Origin of the sequence: Pseudomonas sp. MPC6 (genome assembly GCF_006094435.1) — a bacterium.
Classification (GTDB): domain Bacteria; phylum Pseudomonadota; class Gammaproteobacteria; order Pseudomonadales; family Pseudomonadaceae; genus Aquipseudomonas.
Window position 1 is genome coordinate 4,346,447 of record NZ_CP034783.1, and the last position, 15,722, is coordinate 4,362,168.

Genomic DNA, 15,722 nt, shown 5'->3' on the forward strand with positions numbered 1-15,722 from the left:
TGTTTTTGTAATTATTGGCTGAAACCAGGTGTTACAGGTCCTGCACGGAGCACTCGACCAGCGCGTCGAAACGCTCGGCATCGTTCAGTGCCTCGGCCGCCAGCAGCGCCAATTTGACCAGGAACAACTCGCTGTCGTTACCCGTACGGTCGATCGCCTCGGCGAGCCGATCGTAGACGCGCTCCAGGTCTGCCACATTCATCGACTGGCTCATGCTTGGTGACTCCCGTTGTGGCCAAGGGCCTGGTTTAATCCATGGCGCAAACGCTCGCCATCCAGATGCAGCCAGCGGGCGCAGACATGCTGGTCCGGGCGTGCCAGGTACGCGGCGCCTGCGTGCTGCACGCCATAACGCGTGCTGAACAGACCGTCGGTATCTGGCAGCGTCAGGTCGGCGCGTTGCACCTGACTGACGCCGTTCATGGCGATCGCGATCACTTGTATCGGCAGCCCCTGACGGCGCAGCGCCTGGACCTGGGCATCGACGTCGGCATCAAGTACCGCCGAGTCAGTGAAGCAAATCAGATGGAAGGCAGGCGCCAGCTCGTCGAACAAATAGCGCTGCTCGGCCAGGCGAACATTGAGCAACGGCGCACCGTTGCGCGGCCCCCCGGTGAACAGCAGGTTATCGTCGGCCACCGCGTTAAGTTGCGAATCGGCGTAGTCGTGAGCCCTTGAGGTCCGCCAGTGATACAACGGGCGCACGAACTCCCGAGTCAATGACAGCGACAGCACCGCATCACGTAACAGTCGATAGCCGCGAGTGGGAGGCGCCATGAACCGCGTGCTCTTGCCTGCCTCCTCAATGATTTCCCGAGCAGCCTTGACTCGCTCGTCACTGTAGGAAGCCAGCAGCCCGGCACCGGCCAGGCCTTTGATGTGCAGGGCCAGTTTCCAGCCCAGGTCGTGGCAATCCTGGAACCCGGTATTGGCACCGCGCACGCCGAAAATCGGTAACAGGTGCGCCGCGTCTCCGGCAAAAATCACGCGGTCATTGATGTACTGCGCCAGGGTCAGCGCCCGGGCTGAATACACCGAACTCCAATCCAGCTCCCAAACCGGGTTCTCGACGCCGAGCATCGCCAATTGCGCATCGATACGCTCACGCAACGAGTCGGGGTGCAGCGCCTGCTCGGGCGTTTCGTCCACGGGCAACTGGTAATCGATGCGCCAGATATCGCCGGGCTCGCGGTGCATCAACACGGTGTTGCCGGGATTCCAGGAGGGATCGAAAAATGCCAGGCGTTCAGTCGGCAGATCGAGCTTGATGCGGATGTCGGCAATCACGAACCGCCCTTCATAGGACGCCCCTTCAAGCTTGAGCCCCAGCAACGAGCGCAGTCCGGATCGGGCGCCATCAGCGGCCACCACCCAATCGGTCTCCAGGCTATAGGTATCGCCCGGGGTATCGACTTGCAACACCGCATGGTCGACGCCTTGCTCGATATCGATGACTTTATTGCCCCAACGCACTTCGATCAGCGGCTGTGCCTGGGCGGCCTCCACCAGATGTTGCTCGAGGTACTGCTGTTGCAAGTTGGTCATCGGCGCAAAACGATCGTGCGGATCGACCGGTGCCTCCATACGGAAAACCCGCTGGCCGCGGTAGTAGGAGTTGCCGAAACGCCAGGGCAGCCCCTGCCCGGTCACCGCTTCCGACACCCCCACTTGCTGGAAAATCTCCATGGAACGGCGAGTGAAGACAATCGCGCGACTGCCTTCACAGACTTGCTGCTCAGCCGCCAGTACGGTCGTTCGGACACCGTAGCGTGCCAGTTCGAGCGCCAGCGTCAGGCCAATGGGGCCGGCGCCCACAATCACCACGGGCGAGCGATTGAGGATGCCTTGAGACGGCACGAAAGCAGGATAAACCTGATAGGGAAAATACAGGGATTGATGGGGTACGACTTGAGGCTGATGCATGGTCCGGTGGCTCCCGGTTTATTGTTTTTTCGGGGACAGGTTTTGTCTCGGGCCACTCTAAATCCAGGCGCGCAGGGGGATGTCCCCTGGAAGGGACATGTTGCTGGCGCCCGCCAGCCATACCTCTCAGGTATCGTGCGGCACCCAAACGATATTAGACCCTGGCGAGCCCCACACTTAGCCTGTAACTCGGCAGGCTCTGCCTGCGCGAAAAAAACAACAATAATGCCCTTTGAGAGGAGTCGCCATGAGCACTCGCTATTCCATTCCCGAGTTGATCGACAGCACTCGACTCAGCGCTTTTCAGTGGCGAGTCTTTGTCCTGTGTTTTCTGGTGGCCATCCTGGATGGATTCGATACCCAGGCGATTGCCTTCACCGGCCCCTCGATCATCCAGGCCTTCGGACTGGGAGCCGGAGCGTTGGCGCCGATCCTGACAGCAGGCATTGTCGGCATGGTGCTCGGGGCAATGGCATTGGGCTTGCTGGGCGATAAATTTGGTCGACGACCGACGATTATCGGCTCGGTAGCCTTGTTTGGCGTGGCGTCCCTGGCGACCGCATTCGCCCAGACGACCGAGCAGATCCTGGTGCTGCGATTTATCGCCGGGCTGGGCATGGGCGGCGCAACACCCGTTGTCCTGTCGCTGGCGGCCGAGTACGGCAGCGCCAGGCATCGTGGCACGATCATGACCACGGTGTTACTGGGCTTGCCCGCTGGGGCCATTCTTGGAGGATTGTTGGCCGCCAGGATGTTGCCCTCGATCGGTTGGCAAGGCATCTTTGCCGTCGGTGGTATCGTGCCGCTGGCGCTGGTGGTGATATTGATGTTCGCACTGCCGGAGTCGTTGCATTTCCTGGCCAGGCACCGAGCAGTGATCGGTCGTCAAAAGATTGAGCGAATCGTCGCCAGAATCACCAAACGCCCAGTGTCTCCCGACAATACTTACAGTGTCCCGGAGATGGACGTAAAAACCAGAGTGACCTCCTTGTTCAGTGGTGGCCTGGCGCGTAATACCTTTGGCATATGGACGGTCTATCTCTTTAACTGGGTTGCCTGGTTCATGTTTCTCTCCTGGCTGCCCACCGTTCTCAAAGCCACCGGATTACCAACGGAACAGGCACCCATGGGGACGGTTGCGGTCAACGCGGTGTTTGTCGTGTGTGCCATTCCACTCTCGATCATCCTGCCCAAGATCAACACCCGGCTGTTGTTGCTGGTCCTGTTTCTCTTCGGCATTGTCCTGTGCATTGGACTGGCCAACAGTGGCAACAACTGGACGCTGGTATTCATCCTCGCCGGCTGCGCGGGCTTGGGCATTGGCGGTCAGCAAATCGTGTTGAACTACATGGTTGCCCAGGCCTATCCGACTGCCTTGCGTGCCACGGCAACCGGCTGGGCGATTGCGCTGGGTCGGGTGGGCGCCATTATCGGATCGGCCAGCGGTGGCTGGTTTCTCGAACATGGTGGTCCTGCGGGCTATTACTCGGCGCTGATCGTGCCATTGGTGATTGCGGCGGCAGGGCTCATGATCATTCGCACCCAACCCGATGCCATGGAAAGTCAGCCACTCGCCGCGCATTGAGCATCAGTGCCAGCCCGCATGGCTGGCAAAAACTACCCCAACTGTGCCTGAATCTTTCGCACGACTCCCTGCATCGCCGGTAAATACCGGCGAGCGGCTTCCTCGATGGGTATCGCCTTGGCGATGTAGAAAGGTAATCAGGAACAGTACTCAGACTTTTGATCGTCGATCAGACGCAGCGCGGCTTCCCAGGCCAGGAGATGAAGATTATCGCGAATTTCATCGGCTGACTGCCTGGCAGTGAGTTCACATACCTCTTTGGCGGGGACGCGCAAACGTTGCCCGCCAGTCAAGGCAGCCACCTGAGCTTGACAAGCTCGCTCGAGAAAATAGATCTGATTGAAGGCCTCGGCAATAGAGCCTCCTACAGCCAACAACCCATGGTTTCTGAGAATCATTGCCATGTTTGAACCCAGATCAGTGACAAGTCTCGGGCATTCAGCAGGGTTGAGCGCGATGCCTTCATAATCATGATAACTGAGGCAGCCATAGAACTTTAATGCATGCTGTGTAATCGGCAGCAGACCTTCCTCTTGAGCGGCTACTGCCATGCCCGCCGAGGTATGGGTATGCACGATGCAAACAGCATCATGGCGAGCGCCGTGAATGGCTGAGTGGATGTTAAAACCAGCCTTGTTGACCGCTCCTGCAGCATGCAGCTGATCTACGATATCGCCGCCGATATCAATCCTGACCAGGTCAGATGCTTTCATCTCGTGGAACAGGACACCATAGCGATTGATGAGAAACAGTCCTTCATTGCCTGGCGCGCGCACCGAAATATGGGTGTCGATCAGGTCCGTCATTCGAAAATGAGCGAGCAATCGATAAAGGGCTGCCAGTTCGCATCGGACACTCCATTCAGCGTTGGATATGAAAGCATGGGGACTTGCAACATTAAACATAAGTTCCACCTAAGCAAACAAACAGAATGCGCAACAAAAATAAAAGAAACCAAACTCAAGACAAAAAAATCCCTGCACTATCACTAGAGATTGCCAAGGTGTTGCTGCCGACAAATTAGAAGTTGTAAGCTTCCTTGATTCTTTTCCAGGAATCGCCTATATGAAACCGTAGCGATTCAATGATGGCTTGCTCATCCTTGGTGCGAAACGCCTCGACAATAGGCCAATGATCCGCTGCCGCATCTTCCAGACTTGCAAATCGATGTTCAACCAGGCTGATCGAAATCTGGATTTCTGCATAGATATTTGAAAAAGCCCGAATGGTCTGTGTGTTTCTCGACAACTCGCAAATTCGCTGGTGGAACGCGATGTCGCGTTCGACAAGGTCCATTTCACGCCCTGTTTTTGCCGCTGATTCCATCTGGCCGACGATTGCAGCCAAACCCTCGATATCCTCGTCGGTGAGGTAGGGAAATGCCTGACGAACCGCAAACTCCTCCAAAGCCAGCCGGAATGAGAAAATATCCTGGATGTCCGACTCCGAAAACGAACGGACAAAAGTGCCTCGCCGTGGGCTGGAGATAAGCAAGCCGCGCTCTTCCAGCTTGCGGATCGCCTCCCGGATCGGGTTACGGCTGATCTTCAACGTCCGCGCCAACTCAGCCTCATTAACACGCTGCCCCCCTTTCAGCTGGCCGCTGACCAGCAGCTTGTACAGATACTCGGTCACCTGCTCCGACAAGCTTTTACTGTCGACAACCGGTGCCGGGAACGATCCTGGCTCGCTCGTAGGGACGTTTGAAACTGAGGATGGAAACTGATTCATCTGAAGTTGATCCGCTATGTCTTCGATGTAGATAACGATCGTGGTCGAACTGAATCGCGTTACAGATTGCGCACTGTCGACTGTGGACAGTTAGCTTGCCTTTTTATCCCCCCCCTGTCAATTCAAGTAGTCGGTGTCACGTAGGCCCCTTAAATAGTAAGAAGCCTACGCAACAACAATCAATTTACTTTGCTGATACTTGGGCTAGTTACCCCTTGGCGCTTTGATAGTAGACGCATTACCGCGTAGGCAACAATGGCTGTCGCGGGCGCTGAAAATGTTGCCAACAGGCCTGTACAGTTCATAAGGATTATGCCCACGACGGAGGCAACCAACCACGCAGTCAACCCGCAATAGTTTACCGTTTTGCACGGAACATCCGAGATACCGCCATCCGCCAACCTGCGAACCTCAATGATTCTCGACAGGGCGACACCCACCCAGGCGACAACGATAATCCCTTGGTACGCGAGCGCTTCCAACAGATACTTGAAGACATCGGCGAGCATGAGGACAAACACCAATACACCTACAACGACAGCCCACCAGCCCCATTTCCAGCCAATGCCAAAGAACTGCCCTATTGTTTTCAGATTGCTGGTAGCGACAAAGTAGTTAGCTGAGTTGATTCGGGTCTGTGTTGCCCATACAAAGACCAGTCCCCAGAACCCAAGCAAACTCAGGATGGCCAGCACTACAGAAATTTCACTGATCTTCTCGATGCTTGGCACAGAGCTGACCAGATAGATACCACACGCCCCATTGATGACTATCGTCACAAAGTAAAATAAAAAGCCGAAATTCCATTTACTGTGAAACGCCTCGTCGGAAGGCTTGCCAAACTTCGCATACTCATAGGCGAAGAGCATGAGGACCCAGATGCCCATGTAGTACACAAAGCAGTTCCACCAGCCGTAAGGGGATGGTTCGGCGGGTCCAAAGGTCATCCAATTGGTTGAGTAGCCATATTCGGATATGGAGATACACACGGCTGCGACAAGGCCTATGACGTAGACCGGTAGCAACACACCATTGAGCTTGTCGAGCCAGACCTGGATTTTCCCCAATACCAACGGGACGCTATAGGCCACGACGATCAGAGCGGCGACTGTGTGATTGATCGAGGGGAAGAGATGGTTGATCGCAAGCGCGATGACAGACCCTTCGAATACAGCGTAATAAATGGCGGTAGCCCCGAGGATGATCGCAGCGAGCACGGCCCCTTTTGAGCCGAAAAGCTCTACTGAGAAGGAGGTCACCGAATGACCTGTTTTAATGGCGTGACGGGCCATCAGGGAGGTGATGACGCCATAGGAAATGACCGAAAGGAGCATTCCCGTAATCGCATTGAACGTTCCGTATTCCAAAGCAAGTGCGCCGCCTACAATAATGTAGAACATTGCACTGCACACTGCCCACCACGCCATGGACAGCGATACTTTATTAATACGCTCGTCAAGTCGCACCACGGCCACAGGTTGCCCTGCGCCGCCGTTACTTTTAATTGGGCCCGCCATTTTTTATTACTCCAGTGATAGAAGGAGGTGTTTAAAACACGTTTTTTGGGCAGAACGACTACTTAAATGTTTCTTCAGGAATGCTCAAGCGTATATTTATTATTATTTGTGCGAGTACGGTTTTCGAGAGAATATCGTTTCGATCAAGGGGGTAAAGCTTTCAAGACTCAAGGTATCGTACTCCGGGTCGAACGAAGGACAATCCCATTCACGACAGAATTTGTCGCACTCATCAAACCAAGGATGCCCACGAAATTTCTCGCGAGTATTTTTGTCCCACCCCAGGTTCTCCCAGTAATAAAACCCTTGGAAGACGTCGTGATTAAGTACAATCCAATGGGTTTTTTCTGACACATAAGGCTTAATCAGCGCACCCGCCAATTCGGCATGGTTGTACAGTGCGAGTGTGTCACCAATATCATGGACTAGCGCAGCCAGAACCATTTCATCATCGGCGCCGTCACGCTTCGCCCGAGTGGCCGTCTGCAGCGAATGCTGCAGTCGGTCAATCTGGTAGGGCTGCTCACCCTGCCCCAGGAGTTGCAGGTGTTTGATCACCAGCTCAGGCATATGTTTATGTTCGTCGGTTTCGAAAGAGGAAATCAGCTTCCAATCTTCGGGTTTCATCTGGTCAATACTTTTGAAGTTAGCCTTTTCCATCTTTTTTCCTATCCATCGGACGGGGCTGTAACAGCCCCGCCGAATATTTTTACTTCGAAGCGCGCCGCTGCTGACGCTCAGCGCTCCATTTAACACACCAGTCGGAACAGAATTCCTTGCCGTCGACTTTAACCTTCGTCGGCGCATCCTGTTCGTAGATCAGGACGCCGCAGTTAGCGCATTTCACGTAACGTTCGATGTAGAGACCGTTTTCTGAGAATTTCATCTTCAGTTCCCCGTGTATCCGTAATTCGACCTTGCAGATTCGAGTGAGATATAGCCATCGCGCAGATCGCGTTCGACGGACTCCGGCGCTCGTTTTTTCGGACTGCCGAAGCCGCCACCACCCGGGGTGATCAACTTGACCCGATCCCCTTCATGGATGTCGACGTTCGAATAACGGCTCGTGGAAATCTTCCCGTACGCTTCGCACATCGTTTCCCACTTGTGTGAACCATTTTTCTGGACAAGGGTGGCACCACAGCCACCTTCCAGACCGCCGTCCAAGCCCCAGGGCTTGGTGAAATGACGGTCGGTCATTTGCGAAACAGTGATGGTTTCATTCAGGCAAAGCATTTGTTTGGTGTAACCCAACCCCCCTCGGAATTCGCCTGCACCGCCGGAGTCCGCATCCAGAGCGAGACACTCGACACGCCATGGGAACCGGGTCTCGAAGACTTCGACAGGCGTGGTACGACAGTTGCCGTTGATCGAGTCGACAGCGTCGTTCCCATCTGCGAAAGCGCGCCCGCCCCAGCCCACGGTTTCCAGGTCATAACAGGCGAAGTATTCGCCGCTGGCTGCATCCACACCGCCGAATACGAAGTTGCAATGGGTTGCGCCTTCGGCAGCCATGACTCGATTGGGAACCGCGGTTGCCATGGCGCCCAGAATTGCGCCGGTGATGCGTGGATGTGTCTCCGTGTTACCCCCGACCGAAGGCGCCGGGAAATCCACGTTCACGATAGTGCCGGGAGGCGAAAGCACTTTGATCGGACGGAAACATCCACTATTGCGCGGTATCGATGGGTCCGTCATATGCAGGACTGCGTTATAGGCAGCTGACGTCGATACCCCTAGTGTTGCATTGATCGGACCACGCGCCTGTGGCGAAGAACCTGTGTAGTCGATGATGATTTGATCGCCACGAACGTGAACTTCCACAGCGATGCGGTAGGTCTTGTTCGGGGTTACACCATCACTCTCCACAGAATCTTCGAAGGAGTAAATACCGTCGGGAATGGCGTCGATTTCGGCTTTCATGCGACGTTCTGCGTAATCGAGCAGGTCGCCAATGATCTGCTGGACATCACTGACGCCGTATTTCTCAAGCACATCGCGCATCTGGCGTTCGCCCAGATCTACAGCTGCAATCAAGGCGCGTAGATCGCCATAGTTGGTCCGGGGTGTACGAACGTTGGCCAGCAACAGCTTCCAGATATCGTTGTTATCGACGCCGGCGGATTTGATCTTCACCGGAGGAACACGCACACCTTCATGGAAGATTTCCGTGGCCTCGCCAGGGAAACCGCCCGGCGCCATGCCACCGACTTCAGCGATATGACCAATAGCGATTGCCCAGCCTTGCAGCTCGCCATGGAAGAAGATTGGCTTGAAGAAGGTGTGTTCAGGCGTGTGGAGGCCGCCACGGTAGGGGTCGTTGTGGAGGATGATGTCGCCTTCTTTGAGGGACACCACGTCGATTTCCTTCAAGCACGACTTCACCAAAAGCGGTATCCCACCAATCATGGCGGGGCAAAAATCGGCGACCGCAATCAGATTGCCCTGCTTGTCGGCCAGACCGCAGGTGAAGTCCAGCGCTTCGTTGAAGATCGTGGAGTAGGAGGTCTTCTGCAGGGTAATTCCCATTTCTCGACAGATCGATACCATCGTCGAGTCGAGAATACTCATCGCTACCATATCCATTACTTGCCCTCCGCGGATTTTGCAGTTACGAGCATGTAGCCGTATTCGTTTACGCGAATTTGCTGATCGGGTCGCAGGATCGTGACCGAGGCACTTTCTTCGATGATCGCCGGTCCTGTGATCACATGGTTCTGGAGCAACGTTTCGCGCTCATACACCGGCGTATCGATCCAACCGCCCTCATAGCGAACCTTGCGACTGGAATTGGCTTTGGCGGGCTTTTCGGCAAGCGCCAGTGTCGCAATGTGCGGTTTCTCGCAAGATGCGATTGCCACCGCTTTGATGGTCACCAGCTCAATGGTTTCGCCAGGCGTGGAGAAGCCAAACCGGGCCTGGTGAATCTCATGGAATTTCTGCCACAACCGGGCTGCAGACTCGGTATCGATCGATGCCTCGTCCACCGGCAGTTCCAGTCCATGATTCTGACCGAGGTAACGCGCTTCGATGGAGCGTTGCACATGGATGTTGTCAACGTAACCCTGTTCGGTGAGCTCACTGACCGCACTGCTCACCAGATGGGTCATCGCTTCATCGACAGCGATCGCGTCGAACCGCGTGGAGACCTGTTGGATAGTTCGCTGCTTGTCGACACGAGCATTGGTCATGATGAACCCGAATGCCGAGAACTGGCCGGGATAGTTAGGCACCAGGCCTTGAGGGATGCCGCTGATTTCCAGCAGGTCGCAGATGTGAACCGGCCCTGCGCCACCGGATGACAACAGGGTGAAGTCGCGAGGGTCCAGACCGCGTTGCAACAGCACCGTGCGCAGCGCACCCAGCATGTTGTTATTGGCGATCTGGAGCATCGCCATGGCCGCTTCATCAACGGCCATATTGAGCTTGTCGGCAATCCGCGCAACCGCACGATGGGCGGCGCTGGCATCGAGCTTCATGCGTCCGCCGAGGAAAAAATCAGGGTTGATGCGACCCAACACCACGTTCGCATCGGTCACGGTTGCTTCAAGGCCGCCACGACCATAGCAGGCAGGACCAGGAACGGAGGTCGCAGACTGCGGGCCCATTCGCAACAGGCCACCTTTATCAATCCATGCCAGGGAGCCGCCACCAGCACCAATGGTATGAACGTCGATCATCGGCACCTGAATCGGAATCCCCCACTCGATTTCAAAGTCGGTGGTGATGTTTTCCTGGCCGTTGACCACGGTTGCACAGTCGGTCGACGTGCCACCCATGTCGAACACGACCAGGTTTTTGATCCCGGTGAGTTCAGCGACAGTACGGGTGGCGACTACGGCACCCGTTGGTCCGGACAACGCCATCTGTACGGGAGTAGCCGCTGCGCCCCAGATGCTGGATTCGCCGCCATTGGACTTGATGACGCCGACTTTATCGCCGATACCCAGATCATCGAGGCAAGTCTTTATACGTGCGAAGCTTTCCTGAACGATCGGCTTGAGAAAAGCATCAGCGATAGTCGTGGATGCGCGGTCGTATTCCTTCCACTTCGGAAGTACGTGAAACGAAGACGAAATAGGGATATCAGGCAGCTCTTCAGCCAGAATCTGCGCAATGCGGTCCTCATGCTTTGGATTGACGTAAGAGAACAGGGTGCAGACGGCGATAGCTTCGATGGTGCCATCGTTGCGAATGGCCTGCGCGACCTTGCGCACCGAGAGCTCATCCAGAGGAAGTACTACCTCACCCAGGGCGCTGATACGTTCGGCAACTTCATAGCAATCGGCTCGACTAACGAATGCCTTGGTCTTGATCCAAGTGATGTCGTAGTGGCTGCGGCGGTCACCACGCTGGATAAACGGCACATCTTTAAAGCCGTTAGTGGTGACGTAGGCAACCTTCGCGCCTTTTCGCGTTAACAGTGCGTTCGTCGCAATCGTGGTGCCCAGACGAATCTTGTTAACGGTTGCCATCGACTCGATGTTGGATAGCCCTTCCAAAACACCATCGATAGGATTGGCTGGAGTCGTTAGATTTTTCCAGTTTTCAATCTTGCCAGTTGTGGCGTCGTATGACACGAAGTCGGTAAAAGTACCGCCAATGTCGACACCTACAATATTGTCCTCACGCATAAGGCGCTCCGCTTTATTATAAATCTAAAGTTTTTCGGGGGCAGTTCTTAAATACTTTTTATGCGGTGGTTACCGTGTGCATCGCGATGGACGCGAATAAATGAATTATCACGGTAAGTGCATTTCTCTTATTCTTTTTTTTCTACATTCGTACCTCGCACAGCGGGTGCTTGTGCCGCTTTCGGTCGGCTGTCCTTGCAGGAGAAGCATGATTCAATCTGTGGACTGAAGACTGTGGACAGTTTGCCCTTGAGGAAAATGGCTGTCAACCGGTTCTAGCCCTGTCATCGCAAGCGCCAGGAACAATGCGCAGTAACCCGTGCACTGGGGATCAACAACCAGTGCACTCGGCGCCAAGCCAGACACGGGTTCGAGCGCGTAATTTTGTGCCGTGGGTTAGACGTTCGTCCTGACCTCCACCTGATAACAACAAGATTTCTGGTGACCCATGAGCACAGTAGATCCGATCACCCTGGCCGTCGTGCGAGGCGCACTCGAAACCGCGCAGCGCGAAATGACCATCACCCTGGAGAAAACCGGTCGTTCGAGCGTTTTCAACCTGGCTCACGACTACTCCAATGCCCTCTTCGACCACCTTCCGGAAATGATCCTGCAAGGTCAGGACATCCCGATTCATCTCGGCTCGCTGATTCCGGCGATGAAATGCGTCGCCGGTTTCTTCGGCGATGACGTCCAGGAAGGCGATGTGATTTACCACAACGACCCCGCCTACATGGGCAGCCATATTCTCGACTGCTGCATGTACAAACCCGTGTTCTACAAAGGCGAGCTGGTGTTCTGGGCGGTGTGCAAAGGCCACCTGACCGACATCGGCGGCCCGGTGCCCGCCGGCTACAACCCGGATGCCAGGGAAATCTACGCCGAGGGTTTGCGCATCCCGCCAGTGAAGCTCTGGTCACAAGGCAAGCGCCGTGAAGACGTGATCAACCTGCTGCTGACCAACATGCGCGCCCGCGCCTATCAGGAAGGCGATCTCAACGCCCAATACGGCGCGTGCAATGTCGGTGAACGGCACTTGCTCGAACTGCTCGATCGCTATGGCGTGGAACAGGTGCGCGCGTGCATCGCCGAATTGAAAGACATGGCCGACCGTCACATGCGTGCCTTGCTGCGCGACGTCCCGGATGGGTGCTACACGGGCACCGCAGTGCTTGAGGACTCGGGCCACGGGCTGGGCGAATTGTCGATCACGGCGCAGGTGGAAATCCGTGGCGACGAGGCTCACATCCTGATCCAGAGCCCACCGCAAGTTCCTTACTTCATCAACTCTTACGCCGGCAACTCGGTGTCCGGGGTCTACCTGGGGCTGATGATGTTTGCCCAGGTGCCGCCGCCGTACAACGAAGGCTTGTACCGCTGCGTATCCGTCGACCTCGGCCCACCGGGCACCTTGTGCAATGCGCAGGAACCCGCGCCGCACGTCAACAGCACCACCACACCGATGGAAACCCTGGCCGACGCGGTGCGTCAGGCACTGGAGCAAGCCGCGCCGGAACGCGTCACCGCCTCCTGGGGCCACGCCAGCGGAATCAACATTGCAGGCCATGATCCGCGCAATGGCAACGACGAGTACGTGACCATGGTCCTTGCCTCGATCATCTCCGGCGCCGGCGCCAACAAGGCCATGGACGGCTGGCCGGCATGCGGTCCGTTGTGTTGTTTCGGCGCACTGATGTCCGGCGATATCGAGTTGCTGGAGCACGCCTACCCCATCCTGATTCACCGCTACAGCCTGATGACCGATAGCGGCGGCGCGGGTGAGTTTCGTGGCGGTTCGGGGACCCGCATCGAGATCGAACCACTGAATCACCCGATGACCGTGGTCGGCTTCGGTGAGGGTCGGCAACTGCCGACATCGGGTGCCGCGGGTGCCCACAACATCATGCTCGAACCCAAGTTGGGCCGGCTGATTCACCGCAAGGTCGACGGCGAAGAACAGCAGTTTATCTACAACGCGCAACTCACTGCTCAGCCTGGCGAACGGGTGATCAACATCAACCCCGGGGGCGGTGGCTACGGTAATCCCCTGCGGCGTCCGATCGCCAGTGTATTGAACGACGTGCGTAACGGCCTGGTGTCCCGTGAAGGCGCGCGCCTGGAGTATGGCGTGGTGATCGAAAGCAATGGCCTGGTCGACGAAGCCGCGACCCACGCCTGCCGTGCCACCCATTAATCGAACCCGGCCCCTCTGAGCAATCTGGAAACCCTCATCATGACCAAACAACAATATCGTCTGGGCATCGACGCCGGCGGCACCTTCACCGATTTCATCCTGGCTGATCGCAGTGGCAACGTGCAGCTGTTCAAGGCACCGTCAACCCCCCAGGATGGCACCCTCGCCATCCGTAACGGCCTGGCCCAGATCGCCGACGCCATCGGTCGCACGCCCGCTGAAATCATTGGCGACTGCGACCTGTGCATCAACGGCACCACCGTGGCCCTCAACGCCCTGATTGAAAAAACCGGGGTGAAGGTGGGTCTGCTGTGTACCGACGGGCACGAAGACAGCCTGGAAATTCGCCTGGGACACAAGGAAGACGGACACCGCTACGATGCCAGTTATCCGCCGGCCTATATGTTGGTGCCGCGGCATCTGCGTCGGCCCATTCGCGGCCGGATCATCAGCGACGGCAGCGAATACGCTGCGCTCGATGAACAGGCGATTGTTCAAGCGATCGACTATTTTCGCGAGCAGGACGTCAAAGCCGTGGCCATTTCGTTCGTCTGGTCTGTGCGCAACCCGAGCCACGAACAACGCGCGGCCGAGATGGTGCGAGCAGCCTTGCCGGGCGTATTCGTCTGCACCGGCAATGAAGTGTTCCCGCAAATCCGTGAATACACCCGCACGTCGACTACCGTGGTCAACGCCTACCTGAGCCCGGTCATGGGCCGCTACATCGAACGGATCGACGCCTTGTTCGAAGAGCTCGGCGCGCAGCAACCGACTCGCTACTTCCAATCCAACGGTGGCCTGGCGCCCGGCATGGTGATGCGTGAACGTGCGGTCAACGCGATCAACTCGGGCCCGGCGTCCGCGCCGCAAGCCGGCTTATGCGTTGCACAGCCGTTCGGCATCGACAACGTGATCACCGTGGACATGGGCGGCACCTCGTTCGACATCACCTTGAGCAAGTCAGGGCGCACCAACTTCAGCAAGGACACTGATTTCCTGCGATACCGCATCGGTGTGCCGATGATTCAAGTGGAAACCTTGGGTGCCGGCGGCGGCTCGATTGCCTTTCTCGACGACTTCGGCATGCTCCAGGTCGGCCCGCGCAGTGCCGGTGCCAACCCTGGACCGGTGTGCTACGGCAAGGGTGGCACCGAGCCAACCGTCACCGACGCCAATCTGGTGCTCGGCTACCTGGCCGACGGCGCGCTGCTGGGCGGTAGCATCCGGCTCGATCGCAAGGCCGCGATCGAGGCCATCCAGCGCAAGATTGCCGAGCCTTTAGGCATCAGCGTTGAACGCGCGGCCATTGGCATCATCACCTTGGTGAACCTGAACATGGTCAGTGGCATTCGAAGGGTGTCGGTCGAGCGTGGTTACGATCCGCGGGACTTCGCCCTGATCGGCGCGGGCGGGGCTGCGGGCATGCATGTCATGCGTCTGGCCGAGGAGATCGGTAGCCGGGTGGTGCTCATCCCGAAAGTCGCTTCCGGACTGTGCGCGTATGGGCAGATTCTTTCAGACATCCGCTATGACCAGCTGACCACGCTTGCGATGCGCCTTGACGACGACCTGGTCAACTTGCCCCTGCTCAACCAGACCTTGCGTGACCTGCGCGAACGCGGCATGAACAATCTGCGCGACGATGGATTCGACGCCGGGGACAACGTTGAGTGCCTGTACAACCTGGAGATCCGCTACCTCGGCCAGATCCACGAATGCAGCGTTGAGTTGGCCTGCGATCAACTGGATCATGCCGGCCTGCTCACCCTGCGCGAGGCATTCCATACGCGCCACAAAGCCCTGTTTTCCTACAGCGAGCCTGAGAGTCCGGCAGAACTGGTGAACCTCGAGTGCTCCGTGATCTCACGCCTGCAACGCCCGCCCATGCCGGAACTGCCACCACCTGCCGAAGAGGTCACACCTGCCGCGAGCGGTTACCGGTCGATGCTGTTCAGCGCGCAATCGTCCTGGCAGGAAACGCCAGTGTACAACGGAGATCGGCTGCAATCCGGGCAAACGGTACACGGCCCTTGCGTGATCGAAGAGGCCACGACCAACATCGTCGTGCCACCTGGCTGGCTGGCAACGCTTGCCCCCTCGGCCACCTACCGACTGACACCTGGTGATTGACCGTCCGT

Annotated in this window: 12 protein-coding genes; 3 read left to right on the plus strand and 9 right to left on the minus strand. The window is 56.9% G+C overall.

Features of this window, described 5'->3' with window-relative positions; translation table 11 throughout:
- Positions 1-31 precede the first annotated feature (31 nt).
- Positions 32-214: a DUF2783 domain-containing protein gene (locus ELQ88_RS22125; protein WP_138967752.1), complete on the minus strand. Its 183-nt coding sequence runs from the start codon at positions 212-214 to the stop codon at positions 32-34.
- Positions 211-1,923, minus strand: coding sequence for an FAD-dependent monooxygenase (locus tag ELQ88_RS22130; protein WP_138967754.1), 1,713 nt, complete (start codon positions 1,921-1,923; stop codon positions 211-213). The genes ELQ88_RS22125 and ELQ88_RS22130 overlap by 4 nt, the downstream gene beginning before the upstream one ends.
- Before the next feature lie 247 nt (positions 1,924-2,170).
- On the opposite strand from ELQ88_RS22130, the gene ELQ88_RS22135 reads away from it, so the two are divergent.
- Positions 2,171-3,508: an MFS transporter gene (locus ELQ88_RS22135; protein ID WP_138967756.1), complete on the plus strand. Its 1,338-nt coding sequence runs from the start codon at positions 2,171-2,173 to the stop codon at positions 3,506-3,508.
- Between the two features lie 137 nt (positions 3,509-3,645).
- Here ELQ88_RS22135 and ELQ88_RS22145 read toward each other — a convergent pair whose 3' ends face one another.
- The 7 genes from ELQ88_RS22145 to ELQ88_RS22170 form a co-directional block, all read right to left on the minus strand.
- Positions 3,646-4,413 (minus strand): class II aldolase/adducin family protein, encoded by a 768-nt coding sequence (locus ELQ88_RS22145; RefSeq protein WP_128873169.1) that lies wholly within the window; start codon positions 4,411-4,413, stop codon positions 3,646-3,648.
- A gap of 115 nt (positions 4,414-4,528) precedes the next feature.
- The gene (locus ELQ88_RS22150; protein WP_128873168.1) at positions 4,529-5,239 is read right to left on the minus strand and encodes a GntR family transcriptional regulator; all 711 of its coding nucleotides are present in this window, start codon (positions 5,237-5,239) and stop codon (positions 4,529-4,531) included.
- 179 nt (positions 5,240-5,418) lie between these two features.
- The gene (locus ELQ88_RS22155) at positions 5,419-6,756 is read right to left on the minus strand and encodes an allantoin permease (RefSeq protein WP_228761548.1); all 1,338 of its coding nucleotides are present in this window, start codon (positions 6,754-6,756) and stop codon (positions 5,419-5,421) included.
- A gap of 102 nt (positions 6,757-6,858) precedes the next feature.
- The gene (locus tag ELQ88_RS22160; protein ID WP_128873166.1) at positions 6,859-7,416 is read right to left on the minus strand and encodes an inositol oxygenase family protein; all 558 of its coding nucleotides are present in this window, start codon (positions 7,414-7,416) and stop codon (positions 6,859-6,861) included.
- A gap of 49 nt (positions 7,417-7,465) precedes the next feature.
- On the minus strand, positions 7,466-7,642 hold the full coding sequence (locus ELQ88_RS34170; protein ID WP_161599979.1) for a hypothetical protein: 177 nt from the start codon (positions 7,640-7,642) through the stop codon (positions 7,466-7,468).
- A 2-nt stretch (positions 7,643-7,644) separates the two neighbouring features.
- Complete coding sequence (locus ELQ88_RS22165; RefSeq protein ID WP_228761549.1) at positions 7,645-9,327, minus strand: hydantoinase B/oxoprolinase family protein; 1,683 nt, start codon at positions 9,325-9,327, stop codon at positions 7,645-7,647.
- A gap of 14 nt (positions 9,328-9,341) precedes the next feature.
- Entirely contained in the window at positions 9,342-11,390 is a 2,049-nt protein-coding gene (locus ELQ88_RS22170; protein ID WP_128873164.1) for a hydantoinase/oxoprolinase family protein, read from the minus strand.
- A gap of 448 nt (positions 11,391-11,838) precedes the next feature.
- Between ELQ88_RS22170 and ELQ88_RS22175 the strand changes: the two genes are divergently transcribed.
- Positions 11,839-13,584 (plus strand): hydantoinase B/oxoprolinase family protein, encoded by a 1,746-nt coding sequence (locus ELQ88_RS22175; protein WP_138967758.1) that lies wholly within the window; start codon positions 11,839-11,841, stop codon positions 13,582-13,584.
- 39 nt (positions 13,585-13,623) lie between these two features.
- Entirely contained in the window at positions 13,624-15,714 is a 2,091-nt protein-coding gene (locus ELQ88_RS22180; protein ID WP_138967760.1) for a hydantoinase/oxoprolinase family protein, read from the plus strand.
- Positions 15,715-15,722 lie beyond the last annotated feature (8 nt).

Bases quoted from the DNA above. Each gene is read 5' to 3' on its own strand.
- ELQ88_RS22170 (WP_128873164.1), bottom strand. From the start codon at position 11,390: ATGCGTGAGGACAATATTGTAGGTGTCGACATTGGCGGTACTTTTACC.
- ELQ88_RS22180 (WP_138967760.1), top strand. From the start codon at position 13,624: ATGACCAAACAACAATATCGTCTGGGCATCGACGCCGGCGGCACCTTC.
- ELQ88_RS22125 (WP_138967752.1), bottom strand. From the start codon at position 214: ATGAGCCAGTCGATGAATGTGGCAGACCTGGAGCGCGTCTACGATCGG.
- ELQ88_RS34170 (WP_161599979.1), bottom strand. From the start codon at position 7,642: ATGAAATTCTCAGAAAACGGTCTCTACATCGAACGTTACGTGAAATGC.
- ELQ88_RS22175 (WP_138967758.1), top strand. From the start codon at position 11,839: ATGAGCACAGTAGATCCGATCACCCTGGCCGTCGTGCGAGGCGCACTC.
- ELQ88_RS22160 (WP_128873166.1), bottom strand. From the start codon at position 7,416: ATGGAAAAGGCTAACTTCAAAAGTATTGACCAGATGAAACCCGAAGAT.
- ELQ88_RS22130 (WP_138967754.1), bottom strand. From the start codon at position 1,923: ATGCATCAGCCTCAAGTCGTACCCCATCAATCCCTGTATTTTCCCTAT.
- ELQ88_RS22155 (WP_228761548.1), bottom strand. From the start codon at position 6,756: ATGGCGGGCCCAATTAAAAGTAACGGCGGCGCAGGGCAACCTGTGGCC.
- ELQ88_RS22165 (WP_228761549.1), bottom strand. From the start codon at position 9,327: ATGAGTATTCTCGACTCGACGATGGTATCGATCTGTCGAGAAATGGGA.
- ELQ88_RS22150 (WP_128873168.1), bottom strand. From the start codon at position 5,239: ATGAATCAGTTTCCATCCTCAGTTTCAAACGTCCCTACGAGCGAGCCA.
- ELQ88_RS22145 (WP_128873169.1), bottom strand. From the start codon at position 4,413: ATGTTTAATGTTGCAAGTCCCCATGCTTTCATATCCAACGCTGAATGG.
- ELQ88_RS22135 (WP_138967756.1), top strand. From the start codon at position 2,171: ATGAGCACTCGCTATTCCATTCCCGAGTTGATCGACAGCACTCGACTC.